The following is a 20594-nucleotide window of genomic DNA, read 5'->3' as shown; positions in this document are numbered from 1 at the left end:
GAGCATAACCAATCCTTTGTTGAATAAGATCAGGAAGACTTTTTATATCTTTGAGTGAAGAACCAAGCCATATGATACGTTTTATTTTACTCATGATTATTAATATACCCATATGGATATATTTTCAAATATTTATTCTAATTTTGTGATTTTTTAATAACTATTATTAATAAAATTGACTTGATAAAAATGGTAACAAAAAACCATAATTGTTTATTTGTTTTATGAAAAGCTGCTTTTAAAAAACAACGCTCGTAAATGTAAAAAACCGTTTTGTTATAAGATATTCACTTAATATGCATGTTCTTTTGATTGGATTGTTAAAGCTACCGAGCGTTTATAGGCTCTGTAATTCAAATGAGTGATTAAAGATCATACGCACCATTGACATTCCTTTTGATAAGTTTTCATATCTCTCATAGAGCGCTTGCAATATGATACGTTTTGTATATATGCATTCATTACTCCATTGTGGATGATTCATTTTAATCAATAAAAAACGCTATTTGAAAGCCGCGTCATATCATTTGGCACGGCTTTTTTTTATTTTACTCTCTCTTTTATGATATGTTTATAGCAATGCATTTTATATGCGTTTATAACCATAAAGAAGGCACGCCCCCCCCATGTCTCTTTTTATTCTGTTTTATCAGTTATATTGACAACATTATTCCTTTCATAAACCTCACAATTTTTTGGAACCAACCTTACTTTGCTTTTTTTGTTGATTTTTGCATTGCCATAAGCACGCCCCCAGATCGTTGCACAATATGAGATTTTAGCATTGCCATAAACAGAGCCATAAATCTCACAAGAGCCACTCACACAAGCATTCCCATAAACCTTGCCATAAATTTTTGCACGACCATTAATAACAGCATAATTATAAATTTTTGCATGGCTATAAATACAAGCCAAGCCAGAAACCTTGGCATGACCATAAACGCGTGCATAACTAAAAACCGTAGCATCATAAGAAACATGCGCATGGTCATAAATATGAGCATCAGCAAGAACGCGGGCACTACCATTCACATGAGCATACCCATAAACATTGCCATAAACATGAGCATTGCCATAGACAAAAGCATGGTCATAAACTTTAGCATATTGAGAGATAAAAGCCTTTCCATAGACTTCAGCATTGCCATAAACTTGACCACAGACTTGAGAAAAATGGCGTATTTTTGCATTTTCATACACCCTTGCATGACCGTAGACACAAGCCTCATCATAGACCCAGCAATTGCCATCATGGGATAGGTTAACTTCCTTTTCAATAAAGCCGCCTAAGGACCCCGCCTTTACATCATCAAAATCTTTTAAAGCTTTAATGCGATAAAGGCTTATAATATTTCGAGTAAGAGCATGTTTGATTTTTTTGATTTCACTGGTTAATTCATATTTTTTGCACATAGAGATACCCTCACAATCTAATGTGATAAACGTTTGCTAAAATTTGGAATGGGAAATTTAAAAGAGGGGCACCCCCGCCGCGCCCGTGCTTTCATTTACACTGCTTTAGATTAGACCCAGACAATCTCTAATTCACTATAAGGAGAGAGACGTTCAGTATAGGTTTTTATTTTAGTAGACCCGCCGACATTTTCACAAATAACAGCAATTCCATGAATATGAGCATTTTCAAAAACATGCACGTTATTTGCTATACGAGCGTTTTCATAAACCCTAGCATTGTCATAAACATAGGCATTATCATAAATAATAGCCTTGCCATACACATGAGCATTACCATAGACATGGGAATTATCAGAAATAACAGCATTGCCATAAACATGGGCATTATTATAGACATAGCCAGCAACGATAGCATTGTCATAAACCCGTGCATGACCATAGATATGACCACAAGTGACAGCCTTGCCATAAACCCTTGCATTTTCATAAATGTGACCATTTTTAAAAACAAGAGCCTCATCATAGACCCAGCAATTTCCCTCATGAGAGAGGTTATCTTCCTTTTCAATAAAGCCACCTAAGGTACCTGCTTTGATATCAGAAAAGTCTTTTAATGCTTGGATGCGATAAAGGGTATGATTACCAAATACACGCGTTTCATTTGTGAGTGCAAATTTCCTTTGCATGAGCACAATTCCTTTATAAAGAGATTTAAATTTTTAAATGAGAATGTTTAAAGGAGGGCGCCCCCGCCGCGCCCACGCGTTATTTAAGCAGCGTCTTTTAGTGACTGATTATCATCACAGATATCATTACGAATTTTTGCACGGCTATTGACAACAGCATTGCCATAAATTTGCACATGATGATCAATATTTGATTTGCCATAGACCTTGGCATGATCATAAATTCTTACAAAGCAACCAACACGAGCCGAGCCAGAAACCTTGGCATGACCATAGATACTTGAATAATCCTTAATCCAAGCATTACAAAAAACATGGGCATTATCATAAACCCGCGCCCAGACATAAACCCGTGACTTGCCATACACATGGGCATTGCCAAAAATATAGCCACAAACATAGGCACTTTCATAGACACGGGCATTGTCATAAACCTTGGCACCATTAGAAATAGTAGCATTATCACTAATTACGGCATTACCATAAACATGCCCACAGACCTTAGCGTTATCATGAATTTTTGCATTATCATAAATATGAGCGGTTGTATCAAAAACCAATGCCTTGCCATTAACGATAGCATTGCCATAAACCTTGGCACCTCTAAAGATTTTCGCATCATTATAGATTTTAGCATTTTCATAAACAGTTGCATTGAAAAGAACCGCGGCATTATCATAGACCCAGCAATTGCCATCATGGGATAAGTTACTTTCATTTTCAATAAAACCACCGAGGTCTCCCGCCTTAACATCATCAAAATCTCTTAGAGCACGTATACGGTGTAAAGTAAGACCATCAAAAGTGAATTTTTCATTGGTAAATTCGTATTTTTTTGCAGGCTCTTGTTGATTAACAGGGGCGGTTTCATTTGCAATATTAGAGATAACGGGGGTGGTTTTTGAGATAGAATTCATTTTATTAATCCTAGTTATTTAAAGTTTTCAATTGACACTCTATAAGAGCGCCGGGCGTTGAAAACACGGTAACTAGTCCGTCGTCACACTTTTCTCATAAAAGAGTATTGTATGGTATGACCACACCCGACAAAGCTCTCATATACTAACAAAAGCATAAAAGAAAGTCAGTATTTAAAAGACATGGGAGAGGTCGTATCGTAACCTACCCGCTAGTTATTAAGTGTTTTCAGCACTTGATTAGTTATATAACAAAATACGTATTTATTGTCAATTATTATTTTATCTTTTTTGATATTTTTTAAATACGTTGTGTGTTGATAATATCTTATGCTTATTAATTGCTTCTTTTATATTTATGTGCTTCTAAAGATATATTATAGGCTTTATGAAACGATTGCGTTATTTTCTGAATCTATACATTTATAATATTTAAAAACGCTCTCATAATGCGTATTTTTATCTTTATAACCTATCAATTTTTTTACTAAATGGTTTTTAAGATTTCTGTTAATTTCTTTTAATAACACATTTGCAACTTAACAGCTTTTTATAGGGACTGTCTTTATAATCATGCCTTCATTTGCATGTGATTATGAAAGCCTGCTTTTTTCACGCATTCTCTATGGCTGTTATGTTCTTTATAGCCATGGCATCATTTTCCATTTTCATAAGAGAAATGATAAATAGAATATATGATAATTATGATTTACTGCTTTTTATGAAAACATCTAAAGAAAGAATGATAATTATAGAGATGAGCAAAATCCCTTTTAATAGACTTTTGTCATTTTTGTCAGTTCTTTTTAGAACCTATATCATTTTTTTTAAATGAGATAAAATTAAAATCATTATATTTCAATAAGTTAAGTTTTATCAATTTTTCAAAATACAACTTATTAAAACAACCATAACAAATAAATACAACTATAAATATATATTTGTCAGTTTGTGTCAGTACATTGAATCAACAAAAGTGATCATTTAGTGAATGATTAAAACATGTCTTATGAGAGGATGTGATCTTTTAAAGCCTTTCAAAAGAAAGGGATTATAATCATAATAGATGCTATCAAGACCATTATGGTTATGAGTTTTGGAGGTTTAGGGGGGGGTGGGGGGTTTGGAGGTGCTTTTTACGCTCCCCCTTTACATATTTTTCAATAAAAAATAAAAGTCATTATATTTCAATATGTTAATTTTTATCAACTTTTCAAAAAAACAACCTATATCAATAATACAACCTTTAAATTCAATCAATAACATACGTTTTGTAGGGGGTTTGGGGGTTTTAAGAACCTTCAAAACCTATAAGTAATATAAGAAAATGAATATACATAACCCTCTTTAAACAAAGCTATCATTTTAGATTACGATATAATCTTTTAAAGGCAATCCAAATAAGAGTATCTAAAATTGCAAGTTTCTTCTTTTTAGAATAACGCATATAAGCACTCTTTTTAAAGATTGTATCTAATCAACTTAACAAGAGAGGTATAGATTATGGTTATAAGATTCTATACCCCTTGTGAGTTTAGCAAGCCAAGTCTATTCAGTTTCTCTAATTTCTAGTTTTGGTAGGTTCTTAACGATTTTCATGGTTTCTAAACTTACGGTAATAACCCTCTGAAATAACTCTAGAGGGTAGGCAGGGTTGCCAATGGTTTCAACAGCATAGCTATTAGCATCATTAACAATGCCACTCTTTTTATCAGTCTTAACACATTGACGCCCCATAACCCATTCAAGAGCGGGTTTACCATTGACGATATACGCATAAGCGTCAAGAGGGATATCTGTTATTGTGATATTGTTATTATAAATAACAGTGGTTTTATCTTTCTCTTTACCTGCTTTTGCGAATTTCATTTCAGTCACGTAATAGAATTTTTCTGGATTAGAGATCTCTGTAACTTTTGGATTACCTTTTTTAAAGGTTACGGGATAAGGTTTTACAGTTTCATAATTCACGTGCAAATGATCCAGTTCACGCCCTGTTACAACAGAGCTCCGTTTTCGTATAAGGGGTTTAAGTCTCTTCAAAAGAATTAAAACGAAGCTTATTAAATCCATTTTGAATGAATTGAGAAAAAATGCAGAAAAATGCTAAAAAAGCCGATAATTTTTTCAAAAGAGTTTTTAAATGCTGTTTATCCGCAGCCCATGAGAGAGATCAGATCAGCAAAATAGTGAAATTTGCTGTTTATTTGACGTGTTAATCAAGACAAATGAAGCATGTGCTTTAAAATATCATAATGAGTATTTTGATAGGTTTTATGAGGCATTTTATAGAGAGGTTTTGTAGGTTCCTAAAACCCCCAAAACCCCCAAAACCCCCAAAACTAATGATGGGGAGTGCTTTGAAGGTTCACTGTTATATTGTTTAATGTTTATAAGATTTCTAGATTGTCTTAGTGTGGTGTCTTATAACTTTTTGCTAAAGGATGCCATTCATAGCGTATGGTAGGTCGACCACCTTGGGAGCTATTGTCTCTAGAGATTTCACGAATATAATTACAACGACATAAAAGCTCTAAAGCTTGCTTAATGGCTCTATTATCTGTTAAACCGATCCAACTTCTTTGATGAATATCGCGTAAAGTAAAAACATCAGATAAATGATCACAGCGCTCGACAATCAATTTTGCCCCCTCTGTTGCTAAGTTATCCGCCGCCGCATAAAGCCTTTTGACATAACTTAACAAATATTTTTCCCATCGCAAGGCTGTTTGAAGGGCATCTTTGTTGATTTCAAAACGCCCCCCTTCGGTTAATTCAAAAATCAATGCAAGACTTACTATGGTCTTAGGCATTTTCAAAAGATGCGCTTGTAAGCTTTCAGAAAGGTTATTCTCTTTGGCTTCTTTAAAAATCTTTTGCATCCATTCACGAAAGATCTCTTGAGCATCAGCAGAAAAACGCATGACAAGCGGGTGTTCAGGAGAACCAAGGGTTTATATCATAATGAGAACGTATTAAGCTAAGAGGAGATGCCAAATTCTCAAAGGAGAAGTGCAATGCACCTTTACGAGTTTTTTGGACTTCATGATTTTTTGTACAACATTATGCCCCCCAAGATTATGTGCCCTTAAGCAGCTACAGTCGTTGATACAATATCCTCAGCAAGCATTTGTTCATCTTGCACATATATTTTTAGTATTTTTAATAATTTTTTTTGGAAGATTTCTTGGTACGGCACGCGATACATCAGTGCTAACGTTCTCTTAAAAAACACACAGATAATTAATCAGCTTCAAAAAACAACCTTACCAATGAAGTACTAGCTAGAGGGTTGCATGCACAACGCAATAATGGCACACTGATTCCCACAAGCGTGCTTCACATATTGCACGCATAGCCTGTACAGAGTCTACCGCTCCTAAATACTCAAACGTAAAAACGTAATGCTACTGGATCGTATAGTGACCGCAGTTGCACCCTTAAACACCGGTTCCTCCCCATATCATAATGCTTGACAAAAGCATCATGCCATCATAGCAACGGCTTTGCGTAGGGGTTCCACAACATAGTTCTACAAATTGTTGACGCATTGCCAAGCTAACAGTTTTCTTGCCCACCTACGCCAATGAGACCATCACTATCCTCTTTTTGAATCGTAAAACAAAATGATTTCCCATGAGCGATAAACCATCTGCTCAAAGTCCAGCTAGCTCAAACTCATAGCATTCTAAACCTTTAGGCTCGCTCTTCCCCCAAGGGGGCATAGTCAGATATATCACTTCCGTCACGTATTCACGCGCTGGGATAAAAAAATCTGAAACTACGAGGCAACGCTGCATTTGTATGCAGCGTTGTTGTTAGGTATAAGCTTCTATTGAGATAGTTCTAATGGGAAGCACCCACAGCTAATGGTATAAGGATTAATTTCGATTCTTTCGAAATGCTATATATAAATTTAATGTGCCGCCCCAAAACACACCATCAGTGAACCCACTTAAAAGACCAAAAAGAAGGTTAAAATCAAATACATATTTCAAATCAGGTTCAATATTGAGAAAAACAATCAATATGAATTTGATGACAAAAGCGATAAGAATAAATATCAGCGTCAACGGCGTACCATGCCGAATAATTAAATCCGTTCCCTCTTTGATTTTTAAACGCGGAGTGGCACGCCAGAGCAACCAGCCAACGCCAACGCCGATCATCAGCCCTGCCAACATTGAGATTGCTCCCCAGCGCGGGAACGCCAGCTCTTTAATCACATCGCTTGCGCCCAAAAAAAGAAAGACTAACGGCAATAGAAAAAGGCGGTTAACCTTCATTTCCCTATCTTTCAATGCGATTATTCCCCTCGCGATGAGAAAAATAAGCAAAATCCAGGCCCATAAAGGAGTTCCAGTCAGAATGTTAAACAATGACATATTATGCTCCATGATGTTTGATGCGATAAAAATATTGCATGATGTTAGGAAGATATTTAGAAAAAAGAATACCAGCACAAATTAAACCCATAGTGACCAACCAAAGCTGGGGGAGCCATGCAAAAAAAGCCACTAGAAGACCATTGGCAAAAAAAATGATTACCCAAATCCATGTAATATATTTATTGATGAGATAAAATAGGATATGTTTGCGTTTTTCTTCAGAAACACCAGCAGGAGCATAAAAAATGGTAAAGGGTTTCTTTACCAGCAAGCTCATCAATGAAACCAGAGCAAGTGACAGATAGCAAAAAACTATGGGGTAGTTCAGTAAAAGTGTAGACCATCCAGCGAAATAATTAACAAACATGACAATAAATGTCAGAATGTTCGTAATCATCACGGGTTCTCGCTGTCGGATAAATTTAATATTCAGAGCAATAATGAACAATAAAATCACAGTTAAGATGAGAGAGCGTTCGACCAGAGTTAAAAAGTTTCCATTTATAACCCAGGAGTAAATACTCCACGGAATAAAAGAGATTATTATGTTAAACATGGCGCATCCTCCTTTTTATATTTGATAGAAAACTTACCGCAAGTGCTTCGTTTTTTAGTTTCCGTATGAATATAAAAAACGCCACCCGGTTCACACTCTGTATCCTGTTTAATGGTCAACTGATAGGTATCTCCCGGATAAACTGCTTCAATGAACTTTACTTTTTTCAGTGCAACAGATGCGATATTTTTCGTCCTACCCTGCGTGGCCAAAGCCAGAACCATCTCAATCAATAGTGAACCAGGACATACGGCGCGGGAGGGGAAATGTTCCTCAAAAAGCGGGTGATGCGCATTAAAGGAAAAAGTACAAGAATCTCCAGTTACGGAGGAAATCTTACATAAATCGCCTAGTAATGGAAGAGCGGCTTTCTCAGAACACGAGCCAAGGAAGTAGACCTTACTGACCATGATGATTGCCTGCGCAATAACGGCCCTGCCATTGCCGTATGGGCTGGCCTTACAGTGAATACGGTAGGCCTCATTAATGCGTTCAATATGTCCTTCAACGCGTAACCGATCGTTATCAAAATGGGTGGTAGAGAAAAACTGTTCAACCATAACAGGGAGATAGCGATAAGTAAGATCCGAGTTTTTAGTCACCACGGTGGCGAATCGAACTGAAAACTGATGCAAGGCTTCGAGTAACAAGCCCTGTTTCAAATAGTTATGGGCTAAATTCCAGTGAGAAATATCGATTTGCCCGCAAGCACGCATCGGTGCGGTTAAGGTGATACTCTGACATATCCCCAAGAAATTTGGCTCGGTGCGATGCTTTATAGCCATAATTTGGGGACCTTTTTATATTTTTTTCTTAAATCCTTTGATGATAAACCGAAGGAATGAGCACTAAACCGCGCTTGATAGTGCGCGAGAAGTATCGGCATACGACAAACGAAAAAAGCCAACAATCCCAGCTCAGGAGAAGCCCGATGTTTGCTCATGATGCTTGCAATTAGAAAATCTACATTGGGTTGCAGTCCTGTATTGTCCGAAATAGATCGCGCAAGCGAACTGAAGGGGCGCATAGGCACCTGAAAGCGTGAAAAAAAGAAATCAACCCGGACATCCCGTTGCATAATCGGGTGACCAAACCCTGGCCAGGGTTTGTCTTTGCAATAATGCGTTACCGCCGCCTCAAGATTCCCGGCTTCAATCTCATGGAGGACACTAGAAAGTCGCATGATAGCATATTTGCAGGCTCCCATATGCGCAGGGCCAGTGGCACAAAACCCACCGATTAGTGCAGAAATGACGTCGCTCTTGGTACTGGCAATAAATCTTATCGTGGCGGTTGTGGGTGTCACAATACCAAACCCGCCCAGCAGTAGAGACATGCACCGGCAAAGCATATCAATATCCCAGTCGGAAGAAGCTTCCTTGCTAGTTAATGCTAACCAAAAAGCACGCTCAAAGGTATTGCAATTTTCGATCTCCGGCAAATCGGAAAACTGTTGGGAAGATTGCGCCAATGCAATAATCCACGGCATCAGCAAGATAATTTTAAGACAACTACCGTCGCTTACAGGAGCCATGACCTTACCCTGAGCCGCCGAAACCTCAACTTGCGATAATAACATCATAAATCGCTGCGTTAAACTCAAAGATGGCAATACATTGATCAGTTGATGCATCGCCTGCAGTTTGGCTGTAGGGTTCGTCTTTTGCAGTTCGGCGTTAGCATTCTGAATCAGCCGATCCATCTGTTCTTCATTAAGAAGGTTGCCGGTCAGTGCAAACCATGCGTTCTGCAAATAACGGTTTTCATCGGCAATATCAATCAAATTACATCCACGAATAAACAATGCGTTATTATCTAAATCATAATTATCAATAACATCATCTGACATGATTTACTCCTGCTGCTCCGGTGACACGCTATAAAACCTGATGTTGAAATTTATCGTATGCGAATTCCCTGATACAATTTCATTACACAAATTATCAAGTTGCATTACAGGACTCCCTTGCGTCATAAACTAGCAGGCATTTCCCTCTGGATGAGAAAAGCAAATCGCTATATTCGACGATGGTTACATTAATACGTCCGCGCTTTTTCATATAGGCTTCATAAATATCCGGCAAATGATAGATTTCCTCAGTTAGTTTGGACAAATCAAGGTTGTGAAATACTTCGCGGCAGATTTTAATATCCATAATCTCTTGTCTATCCGCGGATAAAGACAATACAATTTGAACAATCACATCGGGCAACCTTCGATTAATAATTTTGAATATTTTTTCATGGCTAATCAAATTTCCCATGAAATTAAAATCAACAGCATTGCGTTTAATACCTTCAAAATAGAGGTCACCATTTTCAACGGATAATGTGCCCATATCGCCCACGGAGTATCTGATAAGTTTGCGCGAGGCATCGGGATCCAGCGATGTCACTAGCAGTCCTCTCTTATCTTCATATTCAAAGAAGAAATCATCGCTGAAGAGCAGGTACCGATTAAGCCGCCCTTCGGCGGACATACCAATGAAACCGCACTCCGACAAACCATATAAACCAATTATCCGCAGATCGGCGCCCAGCATCTCGCGCAGATAGTTTTCATGCACACCCAGCATCGATTCACCGGTAAAGACCACTTTTTTAATTGCCAGTGGAACCCCAAGGCTGAGCATGGCTTCAACGAACTGAACGATGGTGCTGGGCACGCCAAACAGTACCGAGAGCCGTATTTCAGCCAGAAACTCGAAATGACTCTTCAGCAGCAGGGAAATATTGCCAACCGGCACGACATGTGCACGGCAATGTTTTACAATTTCACACGCCAAGTAGTGTAAAGATGAAAACAGATTAATCGTAAACAGGTTGCCAACAACATCCCCTGGGGAAAAAAATTGCCGCGCGCGCAGGTTACGAATTAAATTACGCTCTGATGAGCTGACCGCTTCCTTACTGGATTTTAGACGAACGCTGACCATTTTCATCGCCCCGGTGGTGCCGCTTGTAGCACCAAGCAGCATGGGTAAGTGTTCAGCCGCAGAGTCCTGTTGAGTCAAAGAAACACTATCACCAGTGGTCGAATAAACGCGTGTACTTATCCTAACCAAATCGCGAAAAGCAATGTAATCGAGTGCATGGCAGCCAGTTATTGCCGTTATACGTGGTTGCATTTTTGCATACATTTCAGCACAGAAATAATCCATGATAACTCAGACCTTTTTAATGAAAATTTCACAGCCCAGAGCTGCTAGACCTTCTCCACGTCTCACTGTCCAGCTCATCTCACTAAGATCGCAGCCATATAAAAGATCGGTGATACCGGCTAATGTAAATTTTTCTTCTGTGGACATAGCTGCCACACCGCATTCACGACGTGATTGGTTAAAAACACCCAGTGCTGTTTCTTCTGCATCCGCTAGGGGTTCATGGATGATAATACAACCGCCGCGATCTAAAACACGGCACAACTCCTGTAATCCTTTTTTAGGTTCAGCCCAGTGATGAATTACGGAACGGGCATAAATCATTGAAAAGGAGTTATCGGGAAACGGTAAATTGCTGACGCTGGCTTCAATGATGTTGAATGCATGCTGGTATTTTAACTCGGTACATTTTTTAACACAGAACTGAACCATACGGGGATCAATATCAACCCCGTAAAAGAAATAGTCTGTGAGTTTTTGGGAGCGGTAAAGCTTGAAAAGCATGTGGCCAGTTCCCATGCCAATATCGAGAATTTTTTTCTTCGCAGAAGTAACACCAGATGCTTCTTCCAGAATTCTTTCCATCAAATACGCATTCCACGGTGATGTACCTTCAGTAGCATACCTTTCATAGTGCTCAGGGGTGATATTTACCAGTAAATCATTCATCACATATTCCTCTAAATAAAGCTAGTTATGGCATTACCATAAACTCGTTAAAAACTAACTGGGTATAGAAATGGTTACGTCTTCATATAAGAGGTCATCTAAAATAATTGATTGCAAACATGCATCCAGCAAAACAACGGTTATCACAGATTGACAAAGATAATAGCAGTTACAAATAAACGTCATCCCTTTAAACACAAATGTATTCCCAACGTACCGAAAAACACATCGCGTCCTCTCATGTTCAACTAAAAAGTAATCATTTATATCAAAAGTACACGCCGAGATGGCGCATAATGCCTTATACAAGCTCTCCATGCAGCTAAATATCGTGGTGCATAGCCGATTGTCCAGCACCTGCCCTGCTGGAAAGTCCGCGCATTTTTCACAGTAATCTAGCATAAATGGCCTCGGTAGTTTTTTTTTCTCAATAAATTCGATATCAACCCCGACAGACTGAATCCGCGGATCGTTATTAACCAACATAATACTTTCACTCCGTCCATGGCTCACAGAACTGTGTGACATCTTTACATCTGGCAGAATCCGTTTAAATATATCGACAAAAAGCACCTTCGCCATTTCACGGTGCAATATCATTCTCGATGTACGCCTCATCGATACAGGCAAATAACGATGAAGCCTGTCAATAGCTAAAAAATAGGTATAAAAAGAATGGCTCACAATGCACAGATAATTGTTTGCACGGCGATTAACATACACTCTGCTCATACCATGAGCTTTATCTACACGGTACATTTTATTTTCCCTGTATTTGTCGTGGCAATTTTTCTGATATTTACTTTAAATGCATACTGATACCATTTATCAGTCAATAGTTTAGTAACGACTTTAACCTGCTCACTATTTACCGACATATCAAGGTTGAGATAAAGATCGCCGTTCTGTGCTTTTGAAAAGTAATGCCTTAAACATCCGGCATACTTAATAATGTCATTTGAAATCAGTTGAACTGGGATAAACTTACCATTGTGTTTAAATTCATTAACGGCTCTGGCTATCCAGTAATAGCATTCGGATTCATCTTTAACAAACAGGTCGCCGGAATCAAACCATTCATCACGCGGCTTTAATTGCAAGGAACTATCAACATAACCATCACACGCGAAAGGCGTTTTATAAAACATACGGCGCACTGAATCAGAAGCATCCGCCCGATCAATGGGGCGCAAATCAATTTTTATATCACTCACCAAAGCCTTACCCGGCGCTACAACGCCATATTTACTGGTTCTTTCAATATCGCGTAGCGAGCAGATCTTATTATGAAACAAGCGCGGTCCGGATTCGGTCTGACCGAAGTTATTCCATAACGTCGTACATGATGAGAGGATACCCGATGCTTGTACGGTGAGCAAACGGTCGGATGCATTCAAGATATTTTGCACATGGATTCGGCTTTTGGTAAAAATGTCGCTTACTGCCAGCATCCAGTCACCGATTAAAGGCAAGTTGGTAATTCTATAGTGCGAAACGAGTTCACCAATATTACTTATTTGAAATTTTTCAAATACCAGTTTGCTATCCGATAAGAAGGCACATAGCATAGTAGAGAGACCATACATATACTGCACTGGGAAATAACACAATGAGCAATCTTCATTACTTAGTCCAAGAGATTGGCTCACCGCGATGGCATTCTCAATCAGAATATTTTCATGATATTGAATCAACTTGGGTTTACTGGTTGTTCCGGAGGTACAAAAATAGAAATGCGCGCACGGATATGCTGTAAAATCAGCCAGATTTTCGTTCACAGTTGAAAGACAGTGATCAAACGCGATATTAATCCGGTGACTGATGATACTAATATCCCTGACTTCATGGCTCATTACAACAGCCGCAATGCAATCGGCATCAACCAGTATATCAACAATGTCTAAATCATGAATACTGACGATCCAAGCTTTCAATTTTAGCACAGACGCAACAAAATAGCTAATCAGGCCTTCGAAATTATTTCTAATCACAAAAACAAACAGCTTATTTTGCTCCCCTTGCGGGCGATCGCGACAATATCTAACTACGGTATCTGCACACCCTTTTGTCATCATGCTGACATCCTCTGCCGAATAATGACTGTGATGACAAATCACTTGCCAGTTTCTTTCTAATAAGGAATATATTGTTAGCATGGGGTGCCCCTTACAGATATTGTGGATTCCCTAAAACCAAGCTGCTTGCGCCACCGCCCATACCAAATGAGTTTTTCAATGCGTATTTAAGCGGTCGGTACTGATGCTCCCTCACAAGCGCAATACCAGCGGGCAATTGAGGATCGATTTCATCACAATTCAAAATTTTGGGCAAAACATTGTTCCGAAAAGAAACCAGTACACACAAAATTTCCATCGCACCGGCAGCAGCAATCAGATGCCCGTGCCAAGATTTTGTCGCCACAATCGCCGGGTTGTGCGCGCCAAAAACCGTTCTGATTGCACTGGCTTCGTGCTGATCATTTTGTAGTGTCGATGTCCCATGTGTATTCACAAAATCAATAGCGGTACGGTCAACATCCGCATGTTCGATGGCCCGCTCCATCGACAGTTGCATTTCGAGATCATCTTTATGCGGCGCTACAATATGCTGTGCGCAAAGTGCACCGCCGTAACCCAATAAATAGGCCAACGGCTCACGCTGCCGCGCCAATACGTTAGATAATTTTTCAATAACAAACAGACCTGCGCCTTCCGCTAAAACAAATCCGCTACGATGCCGGTCAAAAGGCCGCGAACGCCGTGGTCCACTGTAGTTTTGATCAGTCGATATCACTCCCATTCCTTCTAATCGCGCAAGATTTAGCGGGGTGACTTTCGCAGAAACACCGCCGCAAATCGCCGCTTTAACTTCACCATTGCGGATGGCTCGCATCGCGAGGCCGATACTTTGCGTTGATGCAGAACAAAGGCCTAGATGGGCAAAGCTGAGGCCCGCAAACGGGATAATTTCATGTATCGTTTTTAGAACCGCAGTTGTATCGAGATCAAGAAACTCACTAATTCTAAAATGTTCTAGCATGACATCGACCAAGTATTGCTTATCCGCGTCGGCGGGAACCTTATCCGCAAAACCGATACACTTTTCAATATCGATTGCCGGTTCATCAATCCCTACAATACAGCCAATATCTTCTGCTGGATAATATTCCTGCAAATGCAGTCGTTCATGCAGTCTCTTTGCTGCTAAACCCGCATAAAAAAGCTCGCCGTTTCTGAAGGATTTTTTTTAGGCCAGCGTAGCAACTCATTACCTTCTATAGGAATCCCAGCTTCATGAGTTTGAAAATACTGGTGATCAAATTTTTTAATCTTCCGTATACCACTTTTCTCACGCATAAAGCAGGCGTGAATTTCATCCAAGTGGCTGCCTAATGGCGTAACAGCCCCATATGCACTAATACATAATGTATCTGCATCAAAATGGGTATTCATTGTAAACCTTCCCTCAGTGTTTAATTATCCAAATATTTCCGATACCATAATTGATAGCCGCTCCAGTCAGCATAACCCGGGCCCCCGAAGGAATAGCAGGATCATTAAGACAGCATAAAATATCCAGTATGTTATTGAGTTTTCCAGTGTACCCAGTTTTAGATTTATAGTTAACAATCGGTATCCCTGGAAAAAATTTCTCTAGCGCTGAATATTCAGCTATTTGTTGCGTACAAATACCGTTGTTATAACTAACAATAACATCAGGTTCTCCTTGTTGCGTTCGTTGTTTACTCAATAGGCTTTCCCAGTCCCGTTCTTCAAATCTGACTTTAGGGCAATAACGAATAGTCACAGAGATTAATTCAGCTAGCGCATCGCAACTGTTATTGTCTAAAGACATTACGGCCGCCCCCCAACTGGGGATAATACCAGAAATATCTTTATCACTTTGTCGAATTTCACCAAATTTTTTAAAGACAGCCAGACTATCGAAGGTCAGCATATTTGCTGCACTAACAACCATCGCTCGCTCTTTTGCAATTATATTAGCAATGTCAGCATAGGCCAATTTCAATGCAACTAGGCCACTTAATGATGCGGCACGTAACGGCGTACCTTCCTCATGATTAAGTAACAATTTTGAGATGTGATACAACACATTTGTTGGCAAAAATCGCAACATATCCAGAGGATTATTCATCTCCTTATACTGCTGGATATGCTTCCAGACTGAACCATCGTCCTTATATTTACGGCAAATTTCAAAAAGCGAGTTAAGGCTGGACTCTTCGCTATCGCATGCAGTATATAGAAAGGCTTTTGCATACTCCGCCAGGCAATCTTTACTTTGAAAATCTATCAGCGCATTAATTACCATTTTTGACATATCATTCAGCACTGAGCGGTCTTCTCTGCTGACCAGCTTCTTGTCTATCATAGACGGTGTCGAAAAGTGGTAATAATCCATATCACAAGGATTAATGTCATCCGCAATACTGAGCAGCTGGCTCAGCGCTGCACTATTAGGCGCGAATTGCTGATACACACCATAGTTTTTTATATAGACCCTTTCCGTCATGCTAGTTGCGCTTTAAAACTGATATACGCTGGTTGATATAATTCAGCGTGAAATAGGAGTAGAGTTCTTTAAACTGGATTTTCTTATCAATCGATTCATATTCTTTTAACCCCAGCAGGTCATTGATTTTAGCAACACCTTCGCTAGTCCACTCTTTGGTGTCAAATGAGTAAAATGCTTCTGTAGTGGCCCATTTATTTACCGGCCAAAGGCTTTCAGGACTAACATCAACCTTGAAGTGCTTTTTTAACTCGAAGGCAAAATCAATATAATCGATCGAAGTCATTCCGTAATCAGAGAATAGCGACTTGTGCGGATCAAGCTCTTCTGACTCATCAAGATACATGACATCTTTAAAAATCTGGCTAATTGTTGTAATATACATTAGATAATCCCCTCACCATTCCCGATCGTTAATGAAACGCCTGTAGTAATAATTTTACCGTTAATAAACGCATTGACAGCATTCGCAACATCTTCGGCAGCCAACATTTTCCTCATTGGGATGGTTTTTTCTATGCTAGCAATACTTTTTCCTTCTTTCGCACAATAATTCTTAAGCATTTTCGTCTTGATATAACCAGGACTTAAGCACAGCGTTCTGATATTGAATCGGCCCATTTCCAGTGCAAGACCGGAGAGATATCTTTCCATAGCTGCCTTCGTCGAGCCATATAAAGAGTTACCCACTCTGATTTTTTTTGCGGCCACCGAACTGATAAACACCAGCTTGGTCTCATTTTCTTTATACTGCTTCATCGTTTTGACTACCATATTGAAAATCAGCACGGCTGACAGATAGTTAAGACGAGTAATGGCGCTAATATTTTCGGGTTCCAGCTCATCGCACAAACATGCTGGGTTATAACCAGCACAGTAGATAGCTATCTCAATTCTAACATTTTCTAAGGCAGCACAAAACTGCACGACGTCTTGCTCGGATGTCAAATCCAAGCGAACTGGCAAGACAGCACTTTGGTACCGATGCTTCATATCACTAACGGCGGTTTCATTACTGAACCATGTAAAAACTACGAAATAACCACCATTAATTAGTGAATCTATGACATTCCGCGCTATCTCAGCAGTCCCAGCGACTACCAGCGCCAACGATTTTTCATTATATGCAGGATTATTTACGATATCGAAAAAACTATGACTCATGCCTCCCCCTTATATTTAAACATGCTATAAATTTTCCAGCACAGAATTACCCTTGATAAAACATAATCCCAATAAAACTATATAGACGAGGATATCTGCTTACTTTCGCAGTACCACCTAAATTAATTAAAAGCAACTGCTTTTAATTAAAAAATTACCAGTACCTAAAGGCCAAAATTGTCATGATCCTCCCGAGTATATTGCAGCCCCGAATAAAGCTGCAAATCTGGATCAAACAGCTGGCTATGCCCGCTCTTCAGCCAAGTTTGGTCATAACTAAAAGAAAAAGTCTCTTTGCCTCTGCCAGATGCAGCATAAAGCTGCCCCATGCGACATGGGACTTCCATGCCAGCCTAATGCGCCCAGACTTCTATCGCTTTTTGTTTTGACGCTTGCATTAATCTCTCTTGGGCACGCAGCGTTTCGTGTGCAGCAGGCCAGAATCCTGCAAACTGCGTCCCAGCGGATCGTTCCCTTCTAACAACAATAAATCTTTTCCAACCGTAAACAAGCATTATCGTTATCATTGACGGGGGTATTTTCATTGTTGTTTTGTAAATGACTCTCTTTCATAGTTCCTTCTTTTGAGAAAGTAATACGTTATTAAAATCGGTTCCTTTTGGAGCTTGCATCATAAAGACCTCAAAGCCTTGGCTATAAGCACGTGCAGCGAGGGTAAAACCTGCTTTACGACCCGCATCATCGCCGTCCATTGCAATGGTGAGACGCCCTTTTGTATGGGGTAAATTCACACGCATCATGCCACTGGTTGAAAGAGACGCCCATAAATTAACGGGCTCTGATAACAACCCAGACAAAAGAGCCAGACCGGTTTCAATGCCCTCACAAATGACCAGATGTTTGGGATTGGCTTGACTTAAATGCACAGCACCACCTGTTACAGATCCCAACATGGCTTTTGCTGGTTTCTGATCTGTTTTGCAGCCATTGTCTTTTAAAAAGGTTCTATGAATGGCAAAGGAGCCAGCACCCTTAACAAGAGCCACTAACGCGGGCAGTGTACCCCCAGAGGGGTGTGGACACTTGTCGTAAAAGCGTAAATCGGGAGGCAAATCACATGTAATACCCCACATACGTAAATAGGTTTCTGCTAAAGTATTTTTGATTGGTTGGCTTTGTTGCCAAATTGCTTTTGCTCTCTCTGCTTTCTTTTTTGCTCGTTTGAGATCAGCACAAAACTGTTTTGAGAAAGAGAGCGTCTGATCATAAGCTTTATCAAAAAAGGCTTGTTTTCCAAGCAAGCCAATTCTAATGAGCGCTTGTATGATCTCTCTAAAAGAGCAGCCAGCATAACAATAGAGTAAAAGACGCCCATCATGTCCATTGGCAAGGAATAAGCTAGGTAGCCTATCATCATGAGCAGGGCAACGGGCTGTTCCATAACGCCCATGCCAAACCCGCGGCACAGCACGTGTAATATCCTGCGCATTCTTAAAAGAACACATCATTTTAAATGCTATAACGTTGCGTCATAGGACGGATTGTGCACTCTCTAGGGTGATGAGTTTGAGAAAGCCTTGTCCGTCCTTACGTGACAAGGCTTTTTTTTATGCCGCGTCACTTTGACGTTGCTGTTTTGCTTGCTCGATGACATTCAAAAGATCTGATTGTAACCAACGCGATAAAAAACCCAATTTTAGGGGTTTTGGGAGAGATCCATTGGTAACATGACGGCGGAATGTTGAGACACTCATATGAAGCAATTTGGCACTTTCACGGTCTGTCAAAAGAATATCATTTTCTATCATACTAAAATCCTTTCTATCAAAAAATGGTAACAAATCATAACCATTTATTAACCATATTTTTGTTCATTTTTGAAGGTATTTTATTTATAGAAAACAATATTTTATCATAGTTTTTCTGATGTGATAATTTATGAATCTTATTGAGAGAGAATGAGAGAAAAGAGAGCTAAAGTTATCCACAGATCATGGGGTTATGCACCCCATATCTTAAGATTGCCCCGTGACATAAGCCGCCCATTTATCCATATAGATCCGGCGTTGTTCTAGATAATCAGTCCGACGATAGGCACGCTCTACTTTCCCGCCGACCGTATGACTTAGAATGGTTTCAGCGACCTCATAGGGGGCATCGGTTGTTTCAGCGAGCCAATTGCGTAAACTAGAGCGAAATCCATGGGGGCATGCCTCAATTTTATTTTTTCTCATATACGTAGCCATACATTTCTCAGCGAGGGGACCACGACCTCTAGCAGAAAAAAAGAAATCATTACGAGAGAGCAAGCGCGCTTGTTTTAGAATTTCTAATGCTTCTGTTGATAGAGGCACGCGAAATTCTGTTGTAGCATCACGCCTTCCTTTCATATTCTCAGCAGGAATGGTCCATATATCCTCCTCAACTTGATCTTTATGAATATGACGTAAAGGATTGGTACGAACGCCTGTCAGAATAAGCAAACGCAAAGCCAGTTGTGTTATGGTTGATGCTTCACAGAGTGTTTTATAAAAAGCCGGCACATCTTTCCAATCCATGGCTGGTAAATTTTGGACTTTATGGCGTTGTTTACCTAAGAGCGCGCGTGCTTTTTCTGTTGCTTGTAAATCAACATTCAATCCTAATGCAGCCGCATGTTTGAGACAAAGGTTGAGACGGATAAGAGCTCTATTAGCTGTTCCAGCTTTTGTATGCCAAATAGGGGCAAGAACATTGCGTATCTCTGTTTGTGTAATCTCAGAAACGGGAAGACAGCCTAATTTGGGCAGAATATGAAGGCGTAATGGTAAAAACCAATCCCCATCTTTACCATCATTTTTTAATTCAGCTTTACGACTTTCAAAAGCATCCAACGCGATATCTTTTAAATAATGGAGATTACTTATTGCCTCACGCCTTTGTTTTTCACGTTCTTTAATAGGGTCACGCCCTTCACGAAGAACAGAACGCCACCCAGTTGCCAATTCACGAGCTTGTTTTAAAGAAACATCTCTCAAGGCACCCAAGCCCATTTCACGGCGCCGCCCATGAATGGTAAAACGGTAAATCCATTGAGCACCTCCATCTTTACGCTTATGAAGTAACAAGCCGGCACCATCATTATATTTGCCAGCCCCCAA

General features: G+C 39.6%; 22 protein-coding genes and 1 pseudogene. All 23 read right to left on the bottom strand.

What is annotated here, in order from left to right:
• Window positions 1-636: 636 nt before the first annotated feature.
• Window positions 637-1416, bottom strand: coding sequence for a hypothetical protein (locus ACFIKU_RS08340; protein ID WP_375642541.1), 780 nt, complete (start codon window positions 1414-1416; stop codon window positions 637-639).
• Between the two features lie 110 nt (window positions 1417-1526).
• Window positions 1527-2105 (bottom strand): hypothetical protein, encoded by a 579-nt coding sequence (locus ACFIKU_RS08335; RefSeq protein ID WP_375642542.1) that lies wholly within the window; start codon window positions 2103-2105, stop codon window positions 1527-1529.
• Window positions 2106-2188: 83 nt separating this feature from the next.
• A complete protein-coding gene (locus ACFIKU_RS08330; protein WP_375657223.1) occupies window positions 2189-3022 on the bottom strand; it encodes a hypothetical protein in 834 nt (277 codons plus the stop codon).
• A 1548-nt stretch (window positions 3023-4570) separates the two neighbouring features.
• Window positions 4571-5026 (bottom strand): annotated as a pseudogene (locus tag ACFIKU_RS08325) (type ISP restriction/modification enzyme); the annotation flags it as partial.
• Between the two features lie 407 nt (window positions 5027-5433).
• Window positions 5434-5946 carry a DUF3987 domain-containing protein gene (locus tag ACFIKU_RS08320; RefSeq protein ID WP_026500614.1) on the bottom strand — a complete coding sequence of 171 codons (513 nt, stop codon included), beginning with the start codon at window positions 5944-5946 and terminating at the stop codon, window positions 5434-5436.
• Between the two features lie 516 nt (window positions 5947-6462).
• A complete protein-coding gene (locus ACFIKU_RS08315; RefSeq protein WP_155915008.1) occupies window positions 6463-6600 on the bottom strand; it encodes a hypothetical protein in 138 nt (45 codons plus the stop codon).
• Window positions 6601-6903: 303 nt separating this feature from the next.
• Window positions 6904-7407 (bottom strand): hypothetical protein, encoded by a 504-nt coding sequence (locus tag ACFIKU_RS08310; RefSeq protein ID WP_375657222.1) that lies wholly within the window; start codon window positions 7405-7407, stop codon window positions 6904-6906.
• A gap of 1 nt (window position 7408) precedes the next feature.
• Window positions 7409-7966, bottom strand: coding sequence for a hypothetical protein (locus ACFIKU_RS08305; protein ID WP_375657221.1), 558 nt, complete (start codon window positions 7964-7966; stop codon window positions 7409-7411).
• The gene (locus ACFIKU_RS08300; protein ID WP_375657220.1) at window positions 7954-8571 is read right to left on the bottom strand and encodes a hypothetical protein; all 618 of its coding nucleotides are present in this window, start codon (window positions 8569-8571) and stop codon (window positions 7954-7956) included. Before ACFIKU_RS08300 ends, ACFIKU_RS08305 begins: the two co-directional genes overlap by 13 nt.
• A 170-nt stretch (window positions 8572-8741) precedes the next feature.
• On the bottom strand, window positions 8742-9815 hold the full coding sequence (locus ACFIKU_RS08295) for a citrate/2-methylcitrate synthase (RefSeq protein ID WP_375642547.1): 1074 nt from the start codon (window positions 9813-9815) through the stop codon (window positions 8742-8744).
• A 94-nt stretch (window positions 9816-9909) separates the two neighbouring features.
• Window positions 9910-11127 carry an AMP-binding protein gene (locus tag ACFIKU_RS08290; RefSeq protein ID WP_375642548.1) on the bottom strand — a complete coding sequence of 406 codons (1218 nt, stop codon included), beginning with the start codon at window positions 11125-11127 and terminating at the stop codon, window positions 9910-9912.
• Between the two features lie 6 nt (window positions 11128-11133).
• Window positions 11134-11796 carry a class I SAM-dependent methyltransferase gene (locus tag ACFIKU_RS08285; protein WP_375642549.1) on the bottom strand — a complete coding sequence of 221 codons (663 nt, stop codon included), beginning with the start codon at window positions 11794-11796 and terminating at the stop codon, window positions 11134-11136.
• Window positions 11797-11850: 54 nt separating this feature from the next.
• Window positions 11851-12555 (bottom strand): hypothetical protein, encoded by a 705-nt coding sequence (locus tag ACFIKU_RS08280; RefSeq protein WP_375642550.1) that lies wholly within the window; start codon window positions 12553-12555, stop codon window positions 11851-11853.
• Entirely contained in the window at window positions 12543-13952 is a 1410-nt protein-coding gene (locus ACFIKU_RS08275; protein ID WP_375642551.1) for an AMP-binding protein, read from the bottom strand. Before ACFIKU_RS08275 ends, ACFIKU_RS08280 begins: the two co-directional genes overlap by 13 nt.
• A gap of 10 nt (window positions 13953-13962) precedes the next feature.
• Entirely contained in the window at window positions 13963-14970 is a 1008-nt protein-coding gene (locus ACFIKU_RS08270) for a beta-ketoacyl synthase N-terminal-like domain-containing protein (RefSeq protein ID WP_375657219.1), read from the bottom strand.
• Window positions 14971-14999: 29 nt separating this feature from the next.
• A complete protein-coding gene (locus ACFIKU_RS08265; RefSeq protein ID WP_375657218.1) occupies window positions 15000-15248 on the bottom strand; it encodes a hypothetical protein in 249 nt (82 codons plus the stop codon).
• Window positions 15249-15261: 13 nt separating this feature from the next.
• Complete coding sequence (locus ACFIKU_RS08260) at window positions 15262-16329, bottom strand: hypothetical protein (protein ID WP_375642553.1); 1068 nt, start codon at window positions 16327-16329, stop codon at window positions 15262-15264.
• Between the two features lies 1 nt (window position 16330).
• Window positions 16331-16714: an acyl carrier protein gene (locus tag ACFIKU_RS08255; RefSeq protein WP_051406045.1), complete on the bottom strand. Its 384-nt coding sequence runs from the start codon at window positions 16712-16714 to the stop codon at window positions 16331-16333.
• The gene (locus tag ACFIKU_RS08250) at window positions 16714-17493 is read right to left on the bottom strand and encodes an SDR family oxidoreductase (protein WP_375642554.1); all 780 of its coding nucleotides are present in this window, start codon (window positions 17491-17493) and stop codon (window positions 16714-16716) included. The genes ACFIKU_RS08255 and ACFIKU_RS08250 overlap by 1 nt, the downstream gene beginning before the upstream one ends.
• Window positions 17494-17846: 353 nt before the next feature.
• Entirely contained in the window at window positions 17847-18020 is a 174-nt protein-coding gene (locus ACFIKU_RS08245) for a hypothetical protein (RefSeq protein ID WP_375647723.1), read from the bottom strand.
• 42 nt (window positions 18021-18062) lie between these two features.
• Window positions 18063-18962, bottom strand: coding sequence for a toprim domain-containing protein (locus ACFIKU_RS08240; protein WP_375642556.1), 900 nt, complete (start codon window positions 18960-18962; stop codon window positions 18063-18065).
• A gap of 99 nt (window positions 18963-19061) precedes the next feature.
• Window positions 19062-19262 (bottom strand): helix-turn-helix transcriptional regulator, encoded by a 201-nt coding sequence (locus ACFIKU_RS08235; protein ID WP_375642557.1) that lies wholly within the window; start codon window positions 19260-19262, stop codon window positions 19062-19064.
• A gap of 207 nt (window positions 19263-19469) precedes the next feature.
• Window positions 19470-20594, bottom strand: a 1125-nt coding sequence (locus ACFIKU_RS08230; protein WP_375657217.1) for a tyrosine-type recombinase/integrase, incomplete at its 5' end; no start/stop codon positions are given.

Origin of the sequence: Bartonella sp. CM120XJJH (assembly GCF_042194715.1) — a bacterium.
In the GTDB taxonomy this organism is placed as follows: domain Bacteria; phylum Pseudomonadota; class Alphaproteobacteria; order Rhizobiales; family Rhizobiaceae; genus Bartonella.
Note: the sequence above shows the minus strand (reverse complement) of the source record. Positions and strands in the feature narration are given on the sequence as shown.